A 24,068-nucleotide genomic window follows, 5' to 3' on the forward strand; every position below is an offset into this window, starting at 1 on the left:
GGGCGGATCCGGCGCCGAAGCGACCCGGCGGGATGCCGTGCGAATCGCCCGGCGGCGCGTGCGGATGCCGCCGGGACCGGCGGCCGGCTCTACTTCGGCAGTTCGAACACCGTGAGCTGCCCGCCCGGCGCCGTGTATTGCGACAGGGCCGCGTAGCCGCCGACCGCCCCCGAACCGTCGGCGGGATCGGTGAGCCCGGCCGCCAGACCGATCCCGGCCCAGCCGCCGACCCCGGAGAGCACCGCCACGTACTGCTTCCCGTCGTGCAGGTAGGTGGTGACGTTGCCGACGATGCCGGACGGCGTCTTGAACCGGTAGAGCTCGTGCCCGTCCCGGGCATCGACCGCCTTCAGGTAGCCCTCCAGCGTGCCGTAGAAGACCACGTTGCCGGCGGTGGCCAGCGCCCCCGACCAGACCGAGAAGGCTTCCGGGATCGTCCAGGCGATCCGGCCCTTGGCGCCGTCCCAGGCGATGAACGCCCCGGTCCGGTCCGAGCCCTCCGGCGGGTGCAGGGTGAGCGTCGCGCCGACATAGGGCTGGCCGGGCGTGTAGGTGACCCGGAACGCCTCGTAGTCCATGCACATGTGGTTGGTCGGCACGTAGAACAGCCGGGTCAGGGGCGAGTAGGCCGCGGGCTGCTGGTTCTTGGCGCCCAGCGCCCCGGGGCAGATGTTCTTGGTCACCTCCTCCTCGTCGGCCTCCCCGGGCGCGTAGCGCTTGTCGACCACCGGCCGGCCGTAATCGGGGGCGGCGGGGTCCATCACGATCCGGCTGGCCCAGTTGACCGTGGGATCGAACTTCTCCGCCACCAGCACTTCGCCCGTGGCGCGGTCGAGCGTGTAGCCGAAGCCGTTCCGGTCGAAATGGGTCAGCACCTTCCGCGGCCGCCCGGCGATCGCCTGCTCGGTGAGGATCATCTCGTTGACGCCGTCATAGTCCCACTGGTCGTGGGGGGTCATCTGGTAGACCCAGCGGGCCATGCCCGTGTCGGCGTCGCGGGCGATGATCGCCATGGACCAGCGGTTGTCGCCGGGGCGCTGGGACGGGTTCCAGGTCGCGGGGTTGCCGGTGCCGTAATAGACGAGGTTCAGGTCGGGATCGTAGGAGAACCAGCCCCAGCTGCAGGCGCCGCCGGTCCGCCATTGGTCGCCCTCCCAGCTCGTCAGAGAGGAATCCTTGCCGATCGGGCGCCCGAGTTCGGTCGTCGTCTCCGGATCGACCAGCATGTCGGCATCGGGCCCGGTGGCGTAGGCGCGCCAGAGGCGCCGGCCCGTCGCCTGATCGTAGGCGGTGACGTGGCAGCGCGCCCCGTACTCGCCCCCCGCGAGCCCGACGATGAGCTTGCCGTGGACCGGCAGGACCGTGGCGGTGTTGGTCTCCCCCCGGCCCGGATCGCCGTTCTTCACCGACCACAGCACCCGGCCGGTCTCGGGGTCGAGGGCGACCACGGTGGTGTCGGCCTGCTGCAGGAACAGCCGCCCGTCCGCGTAGGCCAGCCCGCGGGAGACCGTGTCGCAGCACATGACGGCGATGACGCCGGCCTCCTGCCGGGGGGCGTAGCGCCACAGGATTCGGCCGTCATGGTCGAGGTCGAGGGCGTAGACCACGTTGGGGAAGGGCGTGTGCACGATCATCACGTGCCCGACCACGATCGGCGCGCCCTCGTGGCCGCGCAGGACGCCGGTGGAGAAGGTCCAGGCGACCTTCAGGCGCCCGACATTGCCGGCGTCGATCTGGGCGAGATCCGAATAGCGGGTGTTGGCGTAGTCCAGGGTCTGGAGGACCGGCGCGGGTCCGGCCGCGGCCGCGCCGGCGAGGCCGGCGAGCGGCAGGGCCGCGAGGAGGGAAGCGCGCATCCTGAAAATCCTCCCGCCGCGCGGTCGCCGGCGCACCGGATCCCGCCCGGACCGCCTCACATCCGCTGCTGGACGATGGTCTCGGCCTGGGGATCCGGCTCATGGCCGGCCGTGCGGAGCATCGGCACCACCTCGGCCGCCTCGCGGGCGACGAGGTAGCTCAGGTCGAGGCCCTCGCGGATGAAGCCGTGGCCGCGCATGTGCTCGAACAGGGCGAGCAGCGGCGCCCAGAACTCCGCCACCGAGACCAGCACCACCGGCTTCCGGTGCCGCCCGAGCTGCGCCCAGGTCAGCTGCTCGACCAGCTCTTCCAGGGTGCCGATGCCGCCCGGCAGGGTCACGAAGGCATCCGAGTGCTCGAACATCAGGCGCTTGCGGGTGTGCATGTCGGGCACCACCACGGTCTCCTGGACGTCCGCCAGCATGTGCTCCCGCGCCTGGAGGAAATCCGGGATGATGCCGGTGACGTGGCCGCCGGCGGCGAGCGCCGCCCGGGCGACCGTTCCCATCAGGCCGACATCGCCGCCGCCGTAGACGAGGCGCATCCCCGCCTGCGCGAGCGCGGTCCCGAGGACCTCCGCGGCCTCGCGGAAGGCCGGGTCGCGGCCGAAGCCGGAGCCGCAATAGACACAGACTGTCCTCACCGGGGCCATCCGGCGCCCTCCTCGCGCGTCCGTTGCGAGCCGTCCAGAACACGCCCCGCGCCCGGCACTCCACGCGCCAAACTGCTGAATTCGCGGGGGATTCGCCCGCCTGGACGGCGGGACGGCTTGGTGTCAGGACCATGTACGGTATTATGGGCGGCGCCGTCGACGGTTTTCGCGCGGGGCGGACGGCGGCCCGACGGGCGGCGGCAGGATCAGGGGAGGCCTTCGTGGCGATGTCGAGACAGGTGCGGCGCAGTCTCGCCCTGGCGCTCGCCGGCCTTCTCGGCGGACTGGGACTCGTGCTGGCGCTGTTCGGCGGCGATTCCCTGCGGCGGCTCACCGGTCGGACCGGTCCGGACTCCCCCGCGCCGAGCGGCAGCCTGCGCGGCCTGACCGATCCGGGCGCCGTGGCCGGTCGCCCCGACCCGACCATCGACTTTCGCGACGACAAGCCGGGCCGGGCGAGCCCGGCGCCGGGGCCGGGCAACATGGCCGCCCGCCCGCAGGATCCCCGCGCCGCCGCACCCGGAGCGCCGCAGGCCGGCCCAAGCCCGGATGCGCGCCTGCCGGACGCCGCCGAGGCGCCGCGCTTCGACATCGTCCGGGTCGAGCCGAACGGCGACGCCGTGGTGGCCGGCCGCGGTGCGCCGGATGCCGGGATCGAGATGCTGGTCGACGGCAGGCCGGTGGCCCGGGCCAAGGCCGACGCCAACGGCCAATTCGCGATCGTGCCGCCGGCCCTGCCGGCGGGGGCCAGCACCCTCCGCCTGCGCATGACCGGCAAGGACGGGCGCGCGACCGAGTCGCAGCAGAGCGTCGCGGTGGATGTCGCCCCCGGCCGGGATCGCCAGCCCCTGGTGGCCCTGACCGCCCCGGACGCCGCGACCGTGGTGCTGTCGCAGCCCGGCGCCCCCGGCGCGACGGCCGACGCCAAGGCGGGAGGCAAGGCGGATGGCAGGGCCGGATCCAAGCCCGGCACCGAGCCCGGCTCCAGGGCCGCCGACCCGGCGAAGGCCGCGCGGCCGGCCGGGAGCGGCGAGACCCGAGAGGCCGCGGCGCCCGGGTCGGCGCCGACCCGGATCGTCAGCGTGGACGTGCAGGGGAACGGCCGCCTGTTCGTGACGGCCACCGGTACGCCGGGAGCCAGGATCCAGCTCTACCTCAACGACACGCTGATCGCCCCCGGCAGCATCGGGCCGGACGGCCGGGCGACCTTCACCATCGGGCGCGGTCTCAAGTCCGGCCAGTACCAAGTGCGGATCGATGAGGTCGACCCAGCCACCGGCAAGGTCGCCAGCCGCGCGGCGGTGCCCCTGTCGGTGCCCGAGCCGGCGCAGCTCGCCGCCCGGGAACCCGCCGAGCCTGCGCCCTCGGCCGCCCAGGACGGGGCGCGGGCCCCGGACGCGCGGGCCGGCGACGCCCGCGACGGGGCCGATCGGGACCGGCCGGCCGCGGCCTCGCCCCCGGCCACCGGAGCGAGCCCCCTGGTGGCCGACATGGCGGGTCCGAACCGGGCCGGGACGGTGTTCGTGCCGGAGATCAGCACGGCCCGGATCACCCGCGGCGACAATCTGTGGCGCATCAGCCAGCGCACCTATGGCCGGGGCGAGCGCTACACGGTGATCTACGACGCCAACCAGAACCAGATCCGCGATCCGGACCTGATCTATCCGGGCCAGATCTTCGTGCTCCCCGCCGACAAGCGCGGCTGAGCGGCTTCGGGGCCTGCCCGACCGCCCTCAGGGCCGCCGGGGCGGCCTGAAACGCCGGAGCTCCAGACCGCGACCTCGTCCTGGGGTGCCCGCGCGCGCGGGCCTCGCAGGAGGGCTCCGGAATCCCGATCGCCAATCAGGGCGAGGCCCAGGGACGGGACGGGTCCCCGCGCGCAAGGCGCCCGGACCGCCTCCGGTCGATGCCGCCGAACCGTCGTCACGCCGGCCGCCGTGACCGCGGCGGCACAGCCCGGGCAGAGCCGGGTAGAGCCGGGCACCGGCGCCGTCCCCAGACCGCCTCACTCCACGACCTGATCGTCGCCCGCAAACGCCAGGCGGCGCAGGCTGCGCAGCGCCCCGTCGAGGTCCGCGCGGGACGGGGAGGCCAGGGCGAGGCGCACCGCGTTCGGCGCGTGGCCGGGATGGACCGCGAAGGCCGAGGCCGGGAGGAGGGCGATGCCCTGGCGCAGGGCCGCGGCCGCGTAGGCCTCGGCCCGCCACGTCTCGGGCAGTTCCAGCCAGAGGTGGTAGGCCTGCGGATCGCCCACCACCCGGAGGTCGGCGAGCGCGGCCCGGGCCAGAGCCTGCCGGGCCGCCGCATCGTGGCGCTTGGCCTCGGCCAGCGCCGCCGCCGAGCCCCCGGCCATCCAGTGCATGCCGGCCGCGAGCGACAGGCCGAGCACCGTCCAGGCCCCCTGGCGGACGGAGGCGGCGAGCCGGTCGGTCAGGGCAGGCGGCGCGGCGATCAGGCCGACCGTCAGGGCCGGCATCACCCGCTTCGACAGGCTGTCCACGAAGATCACCCGGTGCGGCATGAGGCCGGCCAGCGGCGGCGCCTCGGCCAGGAAACTGTAGACCGCGTCCTCGATGGCGATGAGCCCGGTGCGATCCAGGACCTCCGCCAGGGCGGCCCGCCGCGCCGGCCCCATCGTGGCGCCGAGGGGATTGTGCAGGGTCGGCTGGAGATAGACGCCGCTCAGCGGGGTCGCCCGGTGGGCCTGGAGCAGCGCCTCGGGACAGACACCCTCGGCATCCATCGCCAGCGGGATCAGCGTGATCCCGAGCCGCGCCGCGATGCCCTTCACCCCCGGATAGGTCAGGGGCTCGCAGCCGATCCGCTCGCCGGGCGCCGCCAGGGCCGCCAGGGCGGCGGCCAGTGCCTGCCGGCCGTTGCCGGTGAACAGGATATCGGCGGGATCGGGGGCGTAGCCCTCCCGGGCCAGGAACCCGGCGGCGACGGCCTGCGCCCGCGGCGTGCCCGCGGGCCCGTACTGGCTGAAGCCGATCTCGGCGCCGCTGCGGGCCAGCGCCGCCAGGGTCTCGGACAGGACCGCCTCCTGCTCCGGCAGGCGCGAATGGGTCCGCTGCAGGTCGAGGGCCGCCGCGGGCGGCTCCGGCCGGAGCAGGCCGGCCTGCCCCGGATCGCTGCGGACATAGGTGCCCCGCCCGACCTCGCCGGTCACCAGCCCCCGGCGGGCCAGTTCCGCGTAGACCCGGCTCGCCGTCGAGACCGCGATGCCCCGGGCGTAGGCGAAGTCCCGCTGCGGCGGCAGCCGCGCCCCGGGGCGCAGCCGGCCCGCCGCAATGTCGGCGGCGATCGCGTCGGCGACGGAGCGGTAATCCGCGGCGCGCATCATTGCTCCGAGATCAATGTTTCGATTGATCCGAGATGTGTATCGGATCAATGCTCCGCCAGCAATCCCGGCCGGACTGCACATCCCCGCCACCGGATCGACCGCGATGCCCGCCGTCACATTGTCTTCGTCACCCGCCCTTCGCCGCCCCGCCGCGCGCCCGTCCCTGCTCCGGACGTGGCTGAATCGGATCCGCACCCGGCGCGCCCTCGCGGCGCTCCACCCCGATCAGGCCCGGGATGCCGGCCTGGAGCCGTGGGCGCTGCGCATCGAGATCGCGAAGCCGTTCTGGCGGGCGTGACGGGTGCCCTGCGCGCAGCGCGGGTGATCCCGCGCCGCCCCGCGCCTATATGCGGGACTCAGCATTCCCTCCCGACAGAACCCGCATGACCGACAAGACTGCGCCTCAGGCCGGGCCGCCTCTCCCGGCCGAGCGCCCCGGCCTGATCGCCACCTACCGCCGGCTCTGGCCGCATCTCTGGCCCCATGGCCGGCCCGACCTGCAGCGCCGCGTCTTCCTGGCCTTCGGCCTGCTGCTCGCCGCCAAGCTGGTAACGATGGTGACGCCGTTCACCTTCAAGTGGATCACCGAGGCGCTGGTCGCCGCCGTGGGGGGCAAGGACGCACCGGTGCCCACGGGGCTGCTCGCCGCGCCGATGCTCTTGATCGCCCTCTACGGCGTCTCGCGGATCGCCATGTCGGCGCTGACCCAGGTGCGCGACGGTCTGTTCGCCAAGGTGGCGATGCATGCGGTGCGGCGCCTCGCGCTCCAGACCTTCGAGCACATGCACCGGCTGTCCCTGCGCTTCCATCTGGAGCGCAAGACCGGCGGCCTCACCCGGGTGCTGGAGCGCGGCCGCGCCGGCATCGAGGAATTGTCGCGCCTGATGGTGCTGACGCTCGTGCCGACCATCGTCGAGTTCGTGCTGGTGCTCGGCGTGCTGGCCTACGAGTTCAGCTGGACCTACGCGGCGACCGCCTTCGTGACGGTCGCGGCCTATCTCGCCTTCACCTACAAGGCGACCGAGTGGCGGATCGCCATCCGCCGCCGGATGAACGCCTCGGACACGGACGCCAACACCAAGGCGGTCGATTCGCTGCTCAACTACGAGACCGTCAAGTATTTCGGCGCCGAGCGCCGCGAGGCCGCCCGCTACGACGAGTCGATGGCGCGGTACGAGAAGGCCTCGACGCAGACCTACGTGTCCCTGGCGGTGCTCAATGCCGGGCAGGCGGTGATCTTCACCCTGGGCATGACCGTGGTGATGTGGCTCGCCGCCCGGGACATCCTGGCCGGGCGCACCACGATCGGCGGCTTCGTGCTCGCCAACACCATGCTGGTGCAGCTCTCGATGCCCCTCAACTTCATGGGCATGATCTACCGCGAGATCAAACAGGCGCTCATCGACATCGACGACATGTTCCGCATCCTCGGGCAGAACCCCGAGATCGCCGATCGGCCGGGCGCCGCGCCGCTCGCGGTGGCGGGCGGCACGGTGCGGTTCGAGGATGTCCGCTTCGCCTACCATCCGGAGCGGCCGATCCTGCGCGGCGTTTCCTTCGCGATCCCGGCGGGCCAGACGGTGGCGGTGGTCGGGCCCTCGGGGGCGGGCAAGTCGACGCTCTCGCGCCTGCTGTTCCGGTTCTACGAGCCGCAGGGCGGGCGGATCAGCATCGACGGGCAGGACATCGCGGCGGTGACGCAGGAATCCCTGAGGGCAGCCATCGGCATGGTCCCGCAGGACACGGTGCTGTTCAACGACACGATCGGATACAACATCCGCTACGGCCGGGCCGACGCCACCGACGCGGAGCTGCGCGAGGCGGCCCGGCTCGCGCAGATCGACCGCTTCGTCTCGAGCCTGCCGGAGGGCTACGACACGCCGGTGGGCGAGCGCGGCCTGAAGCTCTCGGGCGGCGAGAAGCAGCGGGTCGCCATCGCCCGGACCATCCTCAAGGCGCCGCCGATCCTTGTGCTCGACGAGGCGACCTCGGCGCTCGATTCCTTCACGGAGGCGGAGATTCAGTCGGCGCTGGACCGGGTCAGCCGCGGCCGCACCACCCTGGTGATCGCCCACCGGCTGTCCACGGTGGTCAACGCCGACGCGATCCTGGTCCTCGACCACGGCCGCATCGTCGAGCGCGGCACCCATGCGGAACTGCTGGAGGCCGGGGGCGTCTACGCGGCGCTCTGGGACCGCCAGCGGGAGGCCGATGCGGCCCTGGAGGTTCTGCAGCGCGCCGACGCACCGGTGGCGCCCCGGCCCGGGCAGGCGGCCCTGCCGGAGACCGAAGCCGCGGAGTGACCGGGCGGACACAAGCGGACCGTGCCGAGCGGCCCGGGTGCAACCGGAGGCGGCAGCGGCCGTTTGCCGGACATGCCGCACTTCTATCTCCACATCCGTGACGGCCAGTGGCTGATCGAGGATCTCGACGGCGCCGACCTGGCCGACCTCGACGCCGCCCGCGCCGAGGCCGAGCGCTCCGCCCGCGCGCTCCTGGAGATCCAGCGCGTCGACGGCGCGGTGCTGGCCGGCCAGTCCTTCGAGATCGCCGACGCGTCGGGTGCGGTGCTGGCGGTGGTCCCCCTCAAGGACGTGCTGGAGCTGCCCTGATCCCGCGGGATGCCTTGCATCCGCGCCCGCGTCCCGCGGTGCCGGAGCGTGGCGAAGGCCGCGAAGGAGGCCTCCGGCCGGGCGCGCGATCCCTGAAGCCCTCCTTCGCGGCCGCTCCGCCAGGGCGATCCCCTAGGACCGCGACCGCACCCGGACCCCGAGCAGCGCCTCGAACGGCAGGACCATGGCGCCCTTGTCCCGGTCGCCGTGTCCCTGGCGCAGGGCGGTCTGGTAGGTGACGGTGGCGGCCGCGGTGACCGGCATCGGGAAGCCGTTCTCCGCGGCGATCGCCGCCGCGGCGACGAGGTCCTTGTAGGCCGCCCCCATCGGATAACCCTCGTCGAAGCGGCCCTGGAGGATGCGCGGCACGAAAAACCGCGCCGCGTAGCTCCGGCTCGTGCCCGTGGTGACCACCTGGGCGACCTGATCCGGGTCGAGCCCCAGGGCGACGGCCATCGGCAGCACCTCGGCGAGCGCCGCGATGTTGATGTCGTAGAGCACGTTGTTGATCGTCTTGGTGAGCTGGCCGGACCCGGGCGGCCCCATAGCGAGGATGGTCGTGCCGATCCGCGCCAGCAGCGGGCGCACCCGCGCCACCGCCCCGGCCTCGCCGCCGCACATCACGGTGAGCGTCCCGGCCTCGGCACCGGCCGGCGCCCCGGAGACCGGCGCGTCGACGAAGGCGCGCCCGGTCGCCGCCACGGCGCGGCTGATCGCCAGGGCCTTGGCGTGGGCGATGGTGCTGAGGTCGACCACGACTGCCCCGGGGGCGAGGCGCTCCGCCAAGGCGCCGGTCCCGAGGAGGGCCGCCTCGACCGCGTCGCCGTCCGGCAGACACAGGAACAGCACGTCGGCGCCGGCGGCCTGGCCGGGATCGGTCGTGGCGACGAGCCCCGGCGCGTCGAGACCGGCGAGGCGCCGCGGATCGCAATCGATCGCGACGAGCGTCTCGGCGTCGGAGTCCCGCTTGGCCGCGAGGTTGCGGGCGATGGGATGCCCCATCGCGCCGAGGCCGAGGAGGGCGAGGCGCGCGGCCATGCGGGTGTCCCTGTTCCGGGTGTCCGGCCGCCCGCCCGTCCGTACGGGGGGAGGCGCCGCGCCAGCATGTCGCCGGACGGGGCCGTCTTCCAGCCCCGTCTCCGGCATTCGTGGGACGCGCGTCATCCCGGGGCCGCGCAGCGGGACCCGGCTCCGGAGGCTGCTCCGGTCGGGACACCCGCGCCGGCCCCCTCTCCCGTGCGGGAGAGGGGACCCGAATTCCCTGTGCTCGCGTCCCGCCCTCCAGCGCGGCCGCGCGGGGACGATCAGGCGCACCGGAACGGCGGGCGGGGGCCAGGGATGCGTGGAGTTGCGCCGCGCCGTTGTTCCCTCGCCCGAGAAATCGGTCTACACGGCCGCTCCCCCGAAATTGCTTACCTGCCGCGTATGCAGGACTGAGCCCGGAGACGCTCGAACCATGCCGATCCTCACCTTCCCCGATGGCAACACCCGGGAGATCGCCGCCGGCACCACCGGCCGCGCCGTGGTCGAGGGCATCGCCAAGTCGCTGGCCAAGCGCACCGTCGCCATGGCGCTCGACGGCACGGTCGCCGACCCTCGACGACCCGATCGCGGGCGACGCCCGCATCGAGTTCCTCGACCGCACCGACCCGCGCAGCCTGGAGCTGATCCGACACGATTGCGCCCACGTGCTCGCCGAGGCGGTGCAGGCGCTCTGGCCGGAGACGCAGGTCACGATCGGCCCGGTGATCGAGAACGGCTTCTACTACGACTTCCATCGCGAGACCCCGTTCACGCCCGAGGACTTCCCGAAGATCGAGGCGAAGATGCGCGAGATCATCGCGCGCGATGCTCCCTTCACCAAGGAAGTCTGGACACGCGAGGACGTGCGCGCCCTGTTCGCCGGCAAGGGCGAGGGCTTCAAGGTCGAGCTGGTCGACGCGATCCCGCCGGGCGAGGATCTGAAGATCTACCGGCAGGGCGACTGGTTCGACCTCTGCCGCGGCCCGCACATGACCTCGACCGCCAAGGTCGGCACCGCCTTCAAGCTGATGAAGGTCGCGGGCGCCTATTGGCGGGGCGATTCGAACAACCCGATGCTGACCCGCATCTACGGGACGGCCTGGGCGAGCCAGGCCGACCTCGACGATTACCTGCACAGGCTGGAGGAGGCCGAGCGCCGCGACCACCGCCGCCTCGGCCGCGAGATGGACCTGTTCCACTTCCAGGAGGAGGGGCCGGGCGTCGTCTTCTGGCACGCCAAGGGCTGGACGATCTTCCAGGAGCTGATCGCCTACATGCGCCGCCGCCTGCGCGGCGACTACGCCGAGGTGAACGCCCCGCAGATCCTCGACAAGGCCCTGTGGGAGACCTCCGGCCACTGGGGCTGGTACCGGGAGAACATGTTCGCCGCGCAGTCGGCCGGCGAGGAGGCCGAGGACAAGCGCTGGTTCGCCCTCAAGCCGATGAACTGCCCGGGCCACGTGCAGATCTTCAAGCACGGCCTGAAATCCTACCGCGACCTGCCCCTGCGCATGGCCGAGTTCGGAATCGTGCACCGCTACGAGCCGTCCGGCGCCATGCACGGGCTGATGCGCGTGCGCGGCTTCACGCAGGACGACGCCCACGTCTTCTGCACCGAGGACCAGCTCGCCGACGAGTGCCTGAAGATCAACGACCTGATCCTCTCGACCTACGCGGATTTCGGCTTCGACCAGATCGTCGTGAAGCTCTCGACCCGGCCCGAGAAGCGCGTCGGCTCCGACGCCCTCTGGGACCATGCCGAGGAGGTGATGACCCGGGTTCTGGCCCAGATCGAGGAGCAGTCGGCCGGCCGGATCAAGACCGCGGTGAACCCGGGGGAGGGCGCGTTCTACGGGCCCAAATTCGAGTACGTGCTGCGCGACGCCATCGGCCGCGACTGGCAATGCGGGACCACGCAGGTGGACTTCAACCTGCCCGAGCGGTTCGGCGCCTTCTACATCGACGCCGACGGCGCGAGGAAGCCGCCCGTCATGGTCCACCGGGCGATCTGCGGCTCGATGGAGCGCTTCACCGGCATCCTGATCGAGCATTTCGCCGGGCATTTCCCGCTCTGGCTGGCGCCCGTGCAGGTGGTGGTGGCGACGATCACCGGCGAGGCCGACGCCTACGCCCGGGACGTCATCCGCACCCTGGAGCGCGCCGGCCTGCGGGTCGAGGCGGATCTGCGCAACGAGAAGATCAACTACAAGGTCCGCGAGCACTCGCTCGCCAAGGTGCCGGTGCTGCTGGCGCTCGGCCGCCGCGAGGCGGAGGAGCGGACGGTCTCGATCCGGCGGCTCGGCAGCCAGCAGACCCGCACGCTTCCGCTGACCGAGGCGGTGGCGGCCTTCGTGGCGGAGGCGACCGCCCCGGATATCCGCCGCGCCCAGGCGGTGGCCGAGACGGTCCCGACCAGCGACACCGTCCTCGACGGCCATCACGGCGTGCACGACGCGCCGTGATCGCGCCGTCGCGCGGATCGCGCGGCGGCCGGATCGACCCGCCCGGCCTGCGCCGCCGGGCGGACGCGGAAACCGGCTCGGCCGACGGCCGGCATCCGCGTGCCGGGACCTCGTCCGGGGCTCTGGACAGTCTTGAGGCGCATCCACGCGGCCGTCTCAACTTCCGGATGGTGCGACCGCGCCAAGGATCGTTGAACGCGAATTTATTTCGTCAAGGTTGGCGAAAGGAATCCCATTCTATGAGTACAGGGGATTAATTTCCGAGCCGGCGCGATCCGGCGGCCGCGCGACGTGGTCGGGTTGCTTCGGGGGAATGGCCATGACGGCGCGGGTGGGCAGGGCGGCGATGAAGCTGGCGCGGCGCTATCCTCGGGCTGTCCGTGGCCGGCGCCAGGACGGCCTCGGCCGCGGACGCACCCTCGGACCCGGTCTCGTCCAGGCCCTGGATTCCCTGCCGCACGGCCTGTGCGTGTTCGATGCCGCCGACCGGCTGCTGTTCATGAGCGACGGGTTCCGGCGCCTCTTCGGGTCGGCCGCGAACCGGATCCGGCCCGGCCTGCATGCCCGGGAGGTCGATGCCGCGAGCGCGGCCGGGCCCCTCCCGTCCGACCGGGATCCGAACGGGCTCTGGGCGGCGTGCCGGCGGCTCCGGGCCCGGGGCACGACCGATGCGGTGGTGCAGACGCTTCCGGACGGGCGCCAGATCGCGCGCACCCTGCACCCGCAGGCCGGCGGCGGCTGGACCGCCCTGTGGGAGGACGTGACCGAGCGCCGCCGGACGGAGGCGCTCCTGCGCTACATGGCCCACCACGACCCGCTGACCGGATTGCCGAACCGCTACCTGTTCGCGGCCCGGCTCGACCGGGCCCTGGCGGGCCGCGACGGCGTGCCCTGCGCCTTGCTGTCCATCGACCTCGACGGCTTCAAGCCGGTCAACGACCGTCACGGTCACGCCATGGGCGACGCGCTCCTGCGGCAGCTGGCCGAGCGCCTCCGGGATGGGTTGGGGGCGGCAGACATCGCCGCGCGGCTCGGGGGCGACGAGTTCACCATCCTCCTGGGCGACGCGGCGCCGGCGCCGGCGCTCGGCTTCGCCCTGCACCTCCAGGCGCGCCTCGCCGCCCCCTACGATCTCGGTGCGGGATCCCCGATCCGCGTGGGCGCCGCGATCGGCGTGGCCTGCGCGCCCCTGCACGCCACGCGGGCGCAGGCCCTGGCGGAGCGGGCCGACGCGGCGATGTACACGGCCAAGCGGCTCGGCCATCCGTGCCTGTGGGACGAAGCGCTGATTCTCGGGCCGACGGATACCGGACGCGGAGCCCCGGCCTGAGGCGGCCGCACCCCGATGTGCCGCGGAGCACGCCCGCTGCGAAAGCTTGGGCTTATCTCTTCCCCATACCGCGAAGACAGTCGCGAGCCGGAGGGAGATCGACGATGAGCTGGACCAACCGCATCACCCTGGCGCTCACCCTGGCGGGTGGCGCCATCGCGCTGACCCTGTACGCGCACGGCCTGTCCCTGCCGGCGCATTTCGTCTGAGCGCCGCCGCCGGACCTGCGGGCGGGGAGGCGCTCAGCGCGCCTTCTCGTGCTCCCCGAGGCCCACGGCCTTGTAATCGTAGGTCGGGTAGAACTCGGTGCGATAGGCGCCCCAGGCCGTGTCCTCGAGGACGCGGTTGACCTCGCGCAGGCGGGATGCGGGCAGCCGCAGCACGATGATCTGCCCGATCCCCATGACGACGGTCCAGGAGACGACCTCGATGCCCGGAGGCGGGAAGGCCTTGTAGAATCCCTGCCGGGCGAGCTGCGCGTTCAGGTCCGCCAGCGGGCGCGATTGGTCGTGGCGCAGGAAGACCGTCAGCATCACGGCGTTGTCGGCCGTGGCCGCAGCCGTGCCCGCCGGCGGGGGCGGTGCGGTCTGCGCCGTCGCCCATCCGGCCGAGCCGAGAAGCATGAGCGCTGCCGCGAGGGCACGGGCCGGACCTGTCGAACGTCGCATGTGATGCCCCTGTCTTGGACCCGTGCCGGCCTCCGACACCGCGCCGGAGGGCGCGCCGTCAGCCGGTTTCCACATCGTAGGAGAGGCGCAGCCGCAGGCGGACCGCGCCCTGCTCGTCGCGCACGGCGATGACGTAGTCCTGCCGCTGCACCGGATCGGTCAGCCCCAGCGCGACCCGGGTCAGCAATCGAACCGCCTTCGCCCGCGCCGCGGCAAGATCGGGCAGATCGAAGCCGTCCCGATCGCGAATCAGGTTGGCGCCGTCGTGGAGATCGATGAAATAGCGGGGCACGGATGCGGGCTCAGCGAGCGCGGAAGCGCGCAGGTATCGACCGCCGGTGTTTCTACGTAGTTTCCCGCGGGCCGCACTGCGCGGTCCTCCGTGTCGCATCCCGAGACGCGGCCGGAATCAGTTCCCCAGGAGAGTCTCGGCAAAATCTTCCGGAACCTCCCCGAACTGGCCGAGAATCGTGACGCCTTCCAGTTCTCCGGTCTCGTCGTCCGCGACGATCTTGAGGGCCGCCGCGCCCGGCATGCGGGCGGCCAGCGCCTCCGCCTTCTTGAGGGCGCCGAACTCGCTCTGGGCGGGCTCCTGACGGGCGGGCCGCAGGCGTTTCCGATGCAGCTCGAACGGCTGCACGAGGAAGGTGGTCCTCAGGGTCATTCCGGTCTCCTCGGCGCAGCCGGCGATCGCGAGGCCGACGGCTCGCTCGCCTACAGGCTGCGTGTGGTCACCCCAAGGGCGAGCAGGACGTAGGCACCGATGAAGAACCATTGCCGGTGCGCCACGACCGTTTTACCGACCATGGGGATGCGCGTGTACAGACTGGCGACGGCAAGGCCGATCAACACGGCCGACACCAGGAACGTGAGCAGGCGCGGGGCGGAGAGCGTGGGCATGGCCCATGCTCGCGCCGGCACGCTTACCGGACCGTTACCGGTCGAGCCCCGGAACGAGGGGGCGTTGCGCCGTCAGCGGCCCCTGGGTGCCCGGAAGCAGTCCGACCTCGGCGAGCCACAGAACCGCGATCGCTCCGGCCAGCAGCGTCGCGAGCGAAGCGAGGCGCCCGGTCCACCGCCGGAGGACGATCATCACAACCACGACGGCCAGCAGGGCGATGAGGAGCACGAGCATCAGCATGGCCGCGCCATGCCACGCCCCGGCCGCCGCGTCACCGCAGAAGACGATGCAGCCCCCGGCCGACAGAGACGCGCAAGCTCCGAAGCCGCGAGACTCGCCTTCTGGTCGTTCCGCAGAGTGGAAACACTACCGCAGTCGATAGGCTTCGCCGGGCCGCGCAAGAAAGTTCTCCATCGCCGATTGCCAGATCTACCTTCCAGCTGTCCGCCGCGCGCACGCCAGTCATCCGCAGGATGCCCCGCGCCAAACGCTTTTGTAACTTGCATTCAGCGCTCAAAAGTAGCAGATCCCTCGTGAGGGGCACATCAGGAATCTTGCAGTGACAGAGGAAACCACAGGGCCCAACTCGAATTTCATCGAGCTGGCGGGCGACATCGTCGCCGCCTACGTGTCGAACAATCCGGTCCCGGCCTCGGAGCTGCCGGCCCTGATCGCGCGGGTGCACGGCGCGATCAGCGGGCTCGTCGCCGGGACCCTGACGCCGGAGACCGGGGCGGCGCCCCAGGCCGATATCGAGAAGCCGAGCGCGGCCCAGATCCGCAAGTCGGTCCGGCAGGACGGGATCGTCAGCTTCATCGACGGCAAGACCTACAAGACGCTGAAGCGTCACCTGACCAGCCACGGCCTCGATCCGCGCAGCTACCGGGACCGCTACGGCCTTCCGGCCGACTACCCGATGGTCGCCCCGAGCTACGCCGAGCAGCGCTCCGCCCTCGCCAAGGCGATCGGCCTGGGCCAGCCCGGCGCCATGGCCGAGCGTGAGCGCAAGGGCCGCAAGGCAGCCTGAAGGCGGACATCTCCGGGGGTGCCCCGTGCGGGGCGCCCCCGCAACGCTCCGCGGAGCCACGCGCATCGCGCCGCTGCGGCCGGAACGGCCCGCAGCCTTTGGCCGCCGGAACGCACCGAAACCGTTGCATCACCGCCACACGCCTCCAAGACATCGCAGGACACGGACAAGCTGCCACACTCTGCACAAAGCTGATGCGCACGCCGGAGCCCAGGGATGTTACCGAGGGGTTCGGCGAGATGAAGCGAGAGCAGACGATGACGAGTTCGGTCGTGCCGTTCCCGGCGCATATCGCGCCCGCGGTCGCGGACGAGGACACCGCGTCGATCATCGCCGTGTTGCAGGATCAGCTGGCGCTGGCCCGCGAGGGCCGTTTGCGCTCGGTGGCGGTGGTCTCCGTCTCGGCGGACGGCGAGGCGATCGGCACGCAATGGTCCTGCAAGGGCTCCGACATCAGCAACCTGATCGGCAAGCTGACCGTACTGACCCATGACATGATGGCCGCCCGGAAGTGAGCGACGGGCTCTCGCGGGCGCGCCCGCGAAACGAGCCCACAGGGCCGCGCGGATGCGCGGGCACTGTCCGCCCGCTGCGGCGTTCCAGAGGCGTGGTCCGGTCCCGGACCGAAGGAAGGCCTTTGGATGACTCGTGCGCTTCTGCTCCCCGCGTTACTGGCCGCGGCCGTCCTGCCCGCCGCGGCTGCGGCGGCCGAAGACCCGAAGGACGCCACGCGCACCGAGACGATCGCGGGTCTCGTGCGGATCGTCGGCGCGCAAGCCGGCATCGTTCTCTACTGCCGCAAGTTCTACACCGTCGATGATACGGTCTCCGAAGGCTTGTCCCGCACGGTCCGCCGGGCACTCGACGTTTCCCTCGGCCACCGGCAGGCGCAGACCGTCATCGCCGCGGAAGGCCGGCGCGTCGCGGAGGAGATCGCCGCGGTGGGTGCGGAGCAATGGTGCGCCGACCAACGCGAGATCCTGAATACAGACGGCGTCCGCGTCTTCATCGACTGAGCCCGCTGGGGGCCGGCCCTGCGCTCAGCCCCCACGACATCGACAGCCCTCGCGACAGATCTTCCACGAGGCCCGCGCCCAGAACAGATGAGGGCGGCAGACCGACTTTATGTTCCGCAATGCAGAACAGATTACGATCTTGTTCGCCCGTTCTTCGTCTGTCATGTTTTGACGACGGATGAAACTGAACAGATCAAGCCGGTCGCACTCGTCCGTACAAGAGCCCCAAGGGCCGCGAGACCGGCGGAGAAGGAAACGCCATGTCCCGACCGCTCTATCTGGCCCTCGCCCTCGTCCTATGCGGGGCTGCCGTCACGCTGTTCGCCTTCATGCGCGCGCCCCAGTCGAAGGAATTCGCCGGGTGGGATGTCGCCTTCATGAGCGGCATCGGCGCGGTCGCCCTGGGCTTTCTCACCACCCTCGTCGAGGTCGTCACCGGCTAGGACCGGCACCGGATCGATACGCAAGCCGCGACCGGTGCGGCGCAGACGAGGCCGACCCGCCGGTCACGGCTTCATCGCCCCCTTTCTGCTGGGCGGCCGGCGCGGCACAGGCCACGCGGTCGCCCGATCGCACCGCGCCCGAAGCCCGCTGGATTCACAGTTCGGCGGGCATCCCGACAATTCGATGCATTTCGCAAACCCTGTCTGAACCCGGGTGTCCGATCCTGTCGGACAGAGGTTTGTCGAGGCGGTGATGTTCGAACGACGCAGCGCTCCGCGCACGATCCTGAACGAGACCGGCAGCATCTCGGTGGACGAGCATCGAAGCCTGCCCTGCATCGTCTACGATCGGTCGGCCGGCGGCGTGCGGATCGCGCTTCCGGACACCGAGATCGTGCCGGATCGCTTCATCCTCAGTATCGACGCGAGCAACGAGATCCTCGTCTGCCAGGCCATCTGGCGCAAGGCGGACGAGATCGGTGCAACCGCGGACGTCCCCGAGACGGCTCGGTCGGGCGGTTGGACGATGCTTCACGAGCTGGAGCGGGCCTGAAGGCGGCCGAAGGCCGGTCCGCCCCGCAGCGAGGCCGCGCGGCCCGAAGTGGCCCTTCGCATCGGATCATCGCGCCGGTCGGCGCGCCGGGGCACCGTGGAGCCGGCTCGCGTCAGTCCCAATCGATGTTCAGAGAGCGCTCGAAGGCGGCCGCGGACAGTTCCTTGCCCTTCGGGTCGGCGACCGTGATCTCGCGGAAGCCGCGCCGGGCCAGTTCCCAGGTCTTCTCCATGGCTTGCTCGTCAGTCCCGCAGGCGAACGTCATGACGCGCCCGGACGGATCAATCCCCTTGACGGTGAACACGTCTCTCTCCCTGCTCTCACCTCCCATATAGAGGCGCGTCCCGCATCGCGCCTCCCGCCATCGTGAGAGACACGGGGCCCCGTCGCGTCGTTCCGCGCAGGGCGGCCCCTCAACACGGAGCAATGGGCCATCATCGGCCCACCGGCGCGCGGGATTCGCCCGTGAGACGCGAAACCGAGATCCGACCGGTCGTTGCACGGTACGGTCGATCCCTGGATCTCCGTGCTCGTACGGCCGGCCCGCCCGGGGATGCGTCGCCAGGCGGGTCCGACCCGGACACGCGCCTTCGCCGGGACCGGCCTCGCACAGGCCCGCAGGGCCTTCGGGAGCGTCATCGATGGGCTTCACGATTCGGCCGATCTCGCCCACACCCGCGGGCAGGCGCTCGATGCCGCGATGACGCCGTGCAGGACGTGTACAGAGCCAGCCGCGCCCGGTCTCTGGGCGCGTGGGCGGGCGGCCCGTCGCGGCGCTGCCGGCCGTCTTCGGACGCGGAGTTGGCAATGATGTACGGGGAGGTGGGCCGCCTGGCGGATGAGGGCCTGCGGCTGAGCCTGCGGCAGGCCGAGAATGCCGCATTGCTCGTGATGGCGATGCAGTATGCCTGGGCGGAACTGTGGCTCGAGGGATATCGGGCGGCCGGAGCCGCCCTCAGTGCCGAACGCGATCAACGGGCGCGGACGCGGCGCTTGATCCGTCGCGGCGTATCGCCGGCGGCAGCCGCTCAGGCGTTGCACATCGTCTGAGTCAGGGCCGGAGACAGAGGCGCCCGGGGCGCTCCGTCTCCGGCGGCGGGCTCAGCGACTCGCCTCGACGGAGGCCTGGACCATCGGTCGGCCAAGGGCCGAGACCGTCCGGCTGACCGTCGCCGGCGCCGCCACGGGCTGAGGCGTGGTGGTCAGGTCGTGGATCGCACGGATCTGCTGGGCCGGCCGGGCCTGCTCCCGATAGAGCGGCGGGGTCAGGTGCAGGTGATCGTCGGCGGCGGCCGGGCCGATGAAGGCGGCCGAGGTGAGCGCGGCCGACGCGAGGATGAGGATCGTGCGCATGGTGCGTCTCCGTTTCGATCGCAGCGTCGACCGCGGACTGCGATCGACCAGCGCATGAGACCACGGATTTGTGCGATGCGGCATGCGTTTTTCGCATTGCACCATATCGCCACGACGGCACGGTTTTGCAATGTTCCCGGGATTTCCGGGGGGCCTGAGCAGGCCGACAATTAAATGCCCATGCATTCGATGCAAATGAACTAAACTTCCATTGGCCGGTTCTCAAATATAACTTGGACGCGCGCATCATTTAATTTCTGATCCGGGTGCCGGATGGTTCGTCGCAGCCGCACGGGCGCACCCGGATCGGCGGCCTCCGGCGCCAGATGCCCGTCACACAGGCCCGGTAGACCCACACACCATGCCAAGCATCACGGATGCGCCGATGACGCCCTCCGATCTCGACAAAAGGGCCGAACTCACCATCTGGCCCGCACGCGCGACCGGTCGTTCCGCGGAGGGGCGCCCGTTCGCGACGCTGCGCGAAGCCCTCGCGGTTGCGCTCGAGGCGATCGCGTCCGACGACGCCCAGCCGTGGATCATCACCGAGGCCGGTGACATCCTCTCACCGCGCTGGATCCAGGCGCATTCCCGCTCGCGATCCCTGCAATAGCCGGGGCGACGCGGGTCTTGCAGTCACGATCAGCAGCCGATGCAGATGTCGCGCACCACGTGCGGGTGTCGCAGACCGGTGCGCTGGTTCGGAAGCCGCCCTTCGAGGGATGAAAATCCGCTCCCCAGCCCCGGGGGACGTCGGCGCCCCCCGGTCGGGTCGGCCTGGACCGGCGCCGGCGCCGGCGCCGCCGCGACCGGTGCGGGCTGAGCCGGGAGGACGGGGGCGGGAGCGCCGTTGGCCATCCCCGGATCGGGCTGCGTCAGGGCCATGCCGGGAACCGGAGCCGTCGGCGCGAACTCGCCCGCACGACCCGGCAGGGAGGCGGCGACGAGGGGAGCGACGATGGGGCCTGCGACGACGAGCCGGGTCAGCGGATGCATCACACTCTCCAGGCTTGGAAGCCGGCACGGCACGGAAAGCCGCGCCTGTGCCCGCCAATCCCGATGACGGGCCCCGGTCCGGCCCCTGTGTGACGCGGGGGCCGACGCGGCGCCACTCATCCATTCGACGGAGCGGTCTCCGGGCGGCTCAGTAAGCGCGACCGTAATAGGGCTGCGAGACCGGGCGATAGCGGTCGCTGACCGGCCACGTATAGGGCTGATTCTTGCCCCTCTGCAGGTGCGACCGGAATTTCGGCTCGTTGAAACCGATCCCGTGCAGGCCTGTCGCGCCGTGGGCGCCGTGCGCCTTGGGGCCGGCATCGCGCGCCAGGGCTGCGCCCGAGACGCCGAGAACGAGAACGGCCGCGAAAGAGACGCGGCCCAGAATGACGCTCATTTCTGCCTCCTGTCCCGGCCCAGGTGCCGGAACAGGATGAACGGCATCGGTTCGGCCCGGTTCCGGGCCCGGGAGGCGCTCAGAAGCCGCCGCCGAGGCAGGCTTCGGCCAGGGGATCGCCGCAGAGGTCGCCGGTCCGGACCGGCGCGGCCGCCGCACCGCCGATGCCGGCCCCGCCGAACGCCCCTCCGCCGGACGGGAGCGTGCGGGCCGCTTGTGCGGGGTCGTCCGCACGGAGCCCGCTCGCCCCGACGATCCCGGCCCCGCCCGTTCCGACGCCCCCCGCGCCGGCCGCTCCGGAAATCGAGGCGCCCGGGCTCACGGTCGCGCCGGTCCCGAGCCCGAACACGCCGAACGGCCCGACGCTGGACAGGGTGGTGCCGGACGCTCCGATCGCGGCCGCGTCGGCGGTCCCGCCTGCGAGGCCGGCCGGCGCAGCCGCAGGGAGCAACGTTCCCGATGTCCCGACAGAGCCGACCCCCGTGGCGGTGGCGGTGCCGAGACCGTTGAGGGAGCCCGCGCCCGTCAGGGCGGTCGTCTGCCCCGTGCGGGTCGTGCCGCCGGATCCCAGGCCCAGGGAGAGGCCAGACCCGCCACCCAGACCGATCGTGCCGCTGGTCAGCGACAGGGTGCTCCCCGGTGACGTGCCCAGCCCCGAACGCGACGCGGTGCCGAAGCCGCTGCGCAGGCCGCTGGCGCCGATCGTCCCCCCGGTCCGGAGGCTGGAGCCGGAGACGCCTGCGCCGCCGGTCGCGGCCGAGCCCAAGGTTCCGAGCTGGCCCGCACCGGTCGATCCCGCGGCCGATGTGCCGTTGGCAGTCCCGGCCGATTGTCCGGCCGAGCGCCCGGCCGCCCGCCCGCCCGAGGCGCCGATGCGGCCGCCGCCGCCCGCGCTGCCGAAGCTGAGCTGGCCGGCATTCACCAAGCCGCCGGTCTGCGCCGAGACGGTCGGGAACGGGCCGGTGGTGGTGCCGCCGCCGAGGCTGAGCTGGCCGGGATTGGCGATGGGCGTGATCGGCTCCGACGAGGCCGAACTCGGCACCGTCGCGGTGGCCGACAGGCTCTGCGCCGAAGCCGGGATGGCGATCGGCAGCAGCAGGGCGGCGAGGATGGACCGCATGGCACGCTCCGCAGGCCGGCGGACGAAGACAAAGCCGGACAGATTTATTGCCGAGAAACAGAGGGGCGTCCGGCCGGTTCCGGCGGCGCACCGACGCGGAACGCCCGCCGCAGGCGCGGAAAGAGCACCGTCGGCCTTCATGCTGCCGGAAAGGCGGTGTGGTCTCGGCGGCGGATCCGCCCGGACCTGCGCCCCGACCTGCGATCGTACCGTTGCCCGAAACCCTCGCCTCAGGCTTGCGCAGCGCCGGCTGGCTCGCCGGCCTGCCGGCCCTCGCGCTGATCTGGGCGAGTGCGACCCTCTACGCCGCCCCGCGGATCGCCGAGGGACTCGAGGCCGAGGGGGCGGCGGTGACATCCGGCACGGCCACCGCCACCGGCGAGCCCTGGCTGCGCCTGGAGGCCAGCGGCCGCGACCTCGTGGCCGCCGGCGAGGCGCCGGACGTCGCCGAGCGGGCCACCGTGCTGTCCCGCCTCGCGGCCCTGGACGGCCCCCGCCGCATCGTCTCCGAGGTCGGCATCGTGGAGACCGCCGCGCCCTTCCAGTGGGCAGCGATCCGCACCGGCCCGAACCGGATCGCCCTGGAGGGCAGCCGCCCGGTGGAGATCGGCCGGCGGGCCCTGGAGGCGCGGATCGCCGGCGCCCTCCATCCCGGCACAGGCCTCGACGACACCGCCCGGGCCGCCCGGGGGGCGCCGCCGGACTTCGCCAGCGCGGCCGCGTTCCTGGCGGCCCGGCTCTCCGGCCTCGCCAAGGGCGGGCGGGCCGCCCTCAGCGACACCGTGCTCAGCCTCTCGGGCGAGGCCCTGGACGTGCCGGCCTACGAGGCCCTGCGGGCGGCGCTCTCGGACCCGCCGGAGGGCTTCAGCATCGGGCGGATCGAGATCCTGCCGCCCAAGGTGGCCGCGTACCGGTTCGCCGTGGAGAAATCCGGCCGGGGCGTCGTCCTCGACGGCTTCACCCCCTCGGCCGCAGACCGCGAGGCCGCCCTGCGCGCGGCCACCGAGGCGGCGGCGGGCGGCGCCGTGGAGGACCGGCTCCTGGCGGCCCGGGGCCTCGACCCCGCCATCGACCCGAAGGGCCTGATCGCCTTCGCGTTCAAGCTCGCCGAGCTGATCCAGTCCGGCCGCGTGGTCTTCCAGGACGGGGCGGTCTCGGTGACCGGCGACGCCATCGACGGGCAGGCGCTCCCGGACGCCGAGGCGCTGATGCGCGACGGCCGGCCCGCCGGCGTGGCGGCCGGGCCGGTGGCGCTCACGGCGCGGCCGCTCTCGCCCTACCGGGTGGCGATCCGCCGGACCGCCGATTCCGTACTCCTCACCGGGCATCTGCCGGACACCGCGACCCGGGAGCGGGTGCTCGCCGCCCTGCGCCCGCGCCTGTTCCGGGAACCGGTCATCGACCGCACCCGCCTCGCCGACGGCGCCCCGCCGGATCTCGGGGACGCGCTGGCCGCCGCCGCCCCGCTGGTGGCGAACCTCGCGGACGGGACCGTCACGGTCTCGGACCGCGCCCTGACCCTGACCGGCGAAAGCCTCTACCGGGAGGGCGCCGCCCGCACCCCGGACCGGCTGGCCGAGGCGCTGCCCACCGGCTGGACCGGACAGGCCACCGTCACGGCCCGGGACGCCGCCGAGCGGCGCGACCCCGCCACCTGCCGCGCCGACTTCACCGCCGCCCTGGCCGGCACCGACCTGCGTTTCCCCGCCGGGGGCGTGGTCCTGACGCCGGCCTTCTACCCGACCCTCGACGCCCTCGCGGCCCTGGCCAAGACCTGCCCGTCGCTGCGCATCGCCGTCTCGGGGCCCGCCGACCCGGCCAAGCCGACCCCGACGCCGGCCGCCGGCCCGGCGGCCACGGGGGAGGGCGCGCCCGCCGCCGCACCGACCCAGATCGCCAGCGCCGCCAAGACGGAGACGCCCAAGGCGGAGACGCCCAAGGCGGAGACGCCCAAGGCGGAGACGCCCAAGGGGGACACGCCCAAGGGGGACACGCCCAAGGGGGACACGCCCAAGGGGGACACGCCCAAGACGCGGGGCAAGCCGGATCACACCAAGACCGAGGGCGGCAAGGCGGAAGCGGCCAAGAAGGACGCCAGGAAGGAGCCGGCCGCGCACGGCAAGGCTTCGGCGAAGAAGCCCGCCGAGGCCCCCGAGGAGCCGCCGCCCGACCTGCAGCGCCTGCGCGCCCAGGCGGTGGTGGAGTATCTCCTCCAGGCCGGCGCCCGACCGGAGCAGGTCACGGCCGGGCCGGACGGGCCGGCCGGCCCCGTCGTCTTCGCGCTGCTGCCGTGAGGGACATCCGCCCCGCCCCGC

At 72.5% G+C, this 24,068-nt stretch carries 27 protein-coding genes and 1 pseudogene; 14 read left to right on the top strand and 14 right to left on the bottom strand.

The features are described 5' to 3' along the window. Window positions 1-89 precede the first annotated feature (89 nt). Together ABC766_RS30720 and ABC766_RS30725 are read right to left on the bottom strand one after the other, a co-directional pair. A complete protein-coding gene (locus ABC766_RS30720; RefSeq protein ID WP_345820294.1) occupies window positions 90-1,856 on the bottom strand; it encodes a methanol/ethanol family PQQ-dependent dehydrogenase in 1,767 nt (588 codons plus the stop codon). 56 nt (window positions 1,857-1,912) lie between these two features. After that, window positions 1,913-2,509, bottom strand: a complete 597-nt coding sequence (locus tag ABC766_RS30725; RefSeq protein ID WP_043347456.1) for a TIGR00730 family Rossman fold protein — start codon at window positions 2,507-2,509, stop codon at window positions 1,913-1,915. A 227-nt stretch (window positions 2,510-2,736) separates the two neighbouring features. Between ABC766_RS30725 and ABC766_RS30730 the strand changes: the two genes are divergently transcribed. Beyond that, on the top strand, window positions 2,737-4,215 hold the full coding sequence (locus ABC766_RS30730) for a LysM peptidoglycan-binding domain-containing protein (RefSeq protein ID WP_345822856.1): 1,479 nt from the start codon (window positions 2,737-2,739) through the stop codon (window positions 4,213-4,215). A 299-nt stretch (window positions 4,216-4,514) separates the two neighbouring features. On the opposite strand, the gene ABC766_RS30735 is transcribed toward ABC766_RS30730, so the two are convergent. Further along, entirely contained in the window at window positions 4,515-5,849 is a 1,335-nt protein-coding gene (locus ABC766_RS30735; RefSeq protein WP_342142232.1) for a PLP-dependent aminotransferase family protein, read from the bottom strand. Between the two features lie 106 nt (window positions 5,850-5,955). Between ABC766_RS30735 and ABC766_RS30740 the strand changes: the two genes are divergently transcribed. From ABC766_RS30740 to ABC766_RS30750, 3 genes are all read left to right on the top strand, one after another. After that, window positions 5,956-6,150, top strand: coding sequence for a DUF1127 domain-containing protein (locus ABC766_RS30740; RefSeq protein WP_043383150.1), 195 nt, complete (start codon window positions 5,956-5,958; stop codon window positions 6,148-6,150). Between the two features lie 85 nt (window positions 6,151-6,235). Further along, window positions 6,236-8,155, top strand: a complete 1,920-nt coding sequence (locus ABC766_RS30745; RefSeq protein WP_345820296.1) for an ABC transporter ATP-binding protein/permease — start codon at window positions 6,236-6,238, stop codon at window positions 8,153-8,155. A 72-nt stretch (window positions 8,156-8,227) separates the two neighbouring features. Beyond that, on the top strand, window positions 8,228-8,464 hold the full coding sequence (locus ABC766_RS30750) for a DUF6894 family protein (RefSeq protein ID WP_043382977.1): 237 nt from the start codon (window positions 8,228-8,230) through the stop codon (window positions 8,462-8,464). A gap of 132 nt (window positions 8,465-8,596) precedes the next feature. Here the strand turns inward: ABC766_RS30750 and ABC766_RS30755 are convergent, their stop codons facing one another. Beyond that, window positions 8,597-9,502, bottom strand: a complete 906-nt coding sequence (locus ABC766_RS30755) for an NAD(P)-dependent oxidoreductase (protein WP_345820297.1) — start codon at window positions 9,500-9,502, stop codon at window positions 8,597-8,599. 418 nt (window positions 9,503-9,920) lie between these two features. Between ABC766_RS30755 and thrS the strand changes: the two are divergent. Together thrS and ABC766_RS30765 are read left to right on the top strand one after the other, a co-directional pair. Then, window positions 9,921-11,949, top strand: a pseudogene (thrS, locus tag ABC766_RS30760) (threonine--tRNA ligase). A 319-nt stretch (window positions 11,950-12,268) separates the two neighbouring features. Continuing rightward, window positions 12,269-13,279, top strand: a complete 1,011-nt coding sequence (locus ABC766_RS30765; RefSeq protein WP_345820298.1) for a diguanylate cyclase domain-containing protein — start codon at window positions 12,269-12,271, stop codon at window positions 13,277-13,279. A gap of 242 nt (window positions 13,280-13,521) precedes the next feature. Here ABC766_RS30765 and ABC766_RS30770 read toward each other — a convergent pair whose 3' ends face one another. The 5 genes from ABC766_RS30770 to ABC766_RS30790 form a co-directional block, all read right to left on the bottom strand. After that, complete coding sequence (locus tag ABC766_RS30770) at window positions 13,522-13,947, bottom strand: hypothetical protein (RefSeq protein ID WP_342142225.1); 426 nt, start codon at window positions 13,945-13,947, stop codon at window positions 13,522-13,524. Between the two features lie 58 nt (window positions 13,948-14,005). Continuing rightward, window positions 14,006-14,239 (bottom strand): DUF6894 family protein, encoded by a 234-nt coding sequence (locus ABC766_RS30775; RefSeq protein WP_345820299.1) that lies wholly within the window; start codon window positions 14,237-14,239, stop codon window positions 14,006-14,008. A gap of 117 nt (window positions 14,240-14,356) precedes the next feature. Continuing rightward, window positions 14,357-14,611 (bottom strand): hypothetical protein, encoded by a 255-nt coding sequence (locus tag ABC766_RS30780; protein ID WP_043353551.1) that lies wholly within the window; start codon window positions 14,609-14,611, stop codon window positions 14,357-14,359. Window positions 14,612-14,661: 50 nt separating this feature from the next. Beyond that, the gene (locus ABC766_RS30785; RefSeq protein WP_043353550.1) at window positions 14,662-14,847 is read right to left on the bottom strand and encodes a hypothetical protein; all 186 of its coding nucleotides are present in this window, start codon (window positions 14,845-14,847) and stop codon (window positions 14,662-14,664) included. Window positions 14,848-14,881: 34 nt separating this feature from the next. Beyond that, on the bottom strand, window positions 14,882-15,088 hold the full coding sequence (locus ABC766_RS30790) for a hypothetical protein (protein ID WP_043353548.1): 207 nt from the start codon (window positions 15,086-15,088) through the stop codon (window positions 14,882-14,884). A 319-nt stretch (window positions 15,089-15,407) separates the two neighbouring features. On the opposite strand from ABC766_RS30790, the gene ABC766_RS30795 reads away from it, so the two are divergent. From ABC766_RS30795 to ABC766_RS30815, 5 genes are all read left to right on the top strand, one after another. Further along, a complete protein-coding gene (locus ABC766_RS30795; protein WP_043353547.1) occupies window positions 15,408-15,875 on the top strand; it encodes a MucR family transcriptional regulator in 468 nt (155 codons plus the stop codon). A gap of 239 nt (window positions 15,876-16,114) precedes the next feature. Further along, on the top strand, window positions 16,115-16,390 hold the full coding sequence (locus ABC766_RS30800; RefSeq protein WP_043353563.1) for a hypothetical protein: 276 nt from the start codon (window positions 16,115-16,117) through the stop codon (window positions 16,388-16,390). A 126-nt stretch (window positions 16,391-16,516) separates the two neighbouring features. Continuing rightward, complete coding sequence (locus ABC766_RS30805; protein ID WP_111473990.1) at window positions 16,517-16,891, top strand: hypothetical protein; 375 nt, start codon at window positions 16,517-16,519, stop codon at window positions 16,889-16,891. 260 nt (window positions 16,892-17,151) lie between these two features. Then, a complete protein-coding gene (locus tag ABC766_RS30810) occupies window positions 17,152-17,334 on the top strand; it encodes a hypothetical protein (protein ID WP_043353544.1) in 183 nt (60 codons plus the stop codon). Window positions 17,335-17,587: 253 nt separating this feature from the next. After that, a complete protein-coding gene (locus ABC766_RS30815; protein WP_043353543.1) occupies window positions 17,588-17,887 on the top strand; it encodes a PilZ domain-containing protein in 300 nt (99 codons plus the stop codon). Between the two features lie 112 nt (window positions 17,888-17,999). On the opposite strand, the gene ABC766_RS30820 is transcribed toward ABC766_RS30815, so the two are convergent. Then, window positions 18,000-18,218 (bottom strand): hypothetical protein, encoded by a 219-nt coding sequence (locus ABC766_RS30820; RefSeq protein WP_210274712.1) that lies wholly within the window; start codon window positions 18,216-18,218, stop codon window positions 18,000-18,002. A gap of 377 nt (window positions 18,219-18,595) precedes the next feature. On the opposite strand from ABC766_RS30820, the gene ABC766_RS30825 reads away from it, so the two are divergent. Further along, a complete protein-coding gene (locus ABC766_RS30825; RefSeq protein WP_345820300.1) occupies window positions 18,596-18,937 on the top strand; it encodes a hypothetical protein in 342 nt (113 codons plus the stop codon). 51 nt (window positions 18,938-18,988) lie between these two features. Here ABC766_RS30825 and ABC766_RS30830 read toward each other — a convergent pair whose 3' ends face one another. Next, complete coding sequence (locus ABC766_RS30830) at window positions 18,989-19,240, bottom strand: hypothetical protein (RefSeq protein ID WP_043382995.1); 252 nt, start codon at window positions 19,238-19,240, stop codon at window positions 18,989-18,991. Window positions 19,241-19,625: 385 nt separating this feature from the next. Between ABC766_RS30830 and ABC766_RS30835 the strand changes: the two genes are divergently transcribed. Next, entirely contained in the window at window positions 19,626-19,853 is a 228-nt protein-coding gene (locus tag ABC766_RS30835) for a hypothetical protein (RefSeq protein ID WP_043382998.1), read from the top strand. Between the two features lie 29 nt (window positions 19,854-19,882). Here ABC766_RS30835 and ABC766_RS30840 read toward each other — a convergent pair whose 3' ends face one another. The 3 genes from ABC766_RS30840 to ABC766_RS30850 form a co-directional block, all read right to left on the bottom strand. Next, on the bottom strand, window positions 19,883-20,236 hold the full coding sequence (locus ABC766_RS30840; protein WP_345820301.1) for a hypothetical protein: 354 nt from the start codon (window positions 20,234-20,236) through the stop codon (window positions 19,883-19,885). A gap of 148 nt (window positions 20,237-20,384) precedes the next feature. Beyond that, window positions 20,385-20,633: a hypothetical protein gene (locus ABC766_RS30845; RefSeq protein ID WP_345820302.1), complete on the bottom strand. Its 249-nt coding sequence runs from the start codon at window positions 20,631-20,633 to the stop codon at window positions 20,385-20,387. 79 nt (window positions 20,634-20,712) lie between these two features. After that, window positions 20,713-21,753 (bottom strand): hypothetical protein, encoded by a 1,041-nt coding sequence (locus ABC766_RS30850; protein ID WP_345820303.1) that lies wholly within the window; start codon window positions 21,751-21,753, stop codon window positions 20,713-20,715. Between the two features lie 212 nt (window positions 21,754-21,965). On the opposite strand from ABC766_RS30850, the gene ABC766_RS30855 reads away from it, so the two are divergent. After that, window positions 21,966-24,047, top strand: coding sequence for a hypothetical protein (locus tag ABC766_RS30855; RefSeq protein ID WP_345820304.1), 2,082 nt, complete (start codon window positions 21,966-21,968; stop codon window positions 24,045-24,047). Window positions 24,048-24,068: the final 21 nt, after the last annotated feature.

This window comes from Methylobacterium fujisawaense (genome assembly GCF_039619325.1).
Lineage (GTDB): Bacteria > Pseudomonadota > Alphaproteobacteria > Rhizobiales > Beijerinckiaceae > Methylobacterium > Methylobacterium fujisawaense.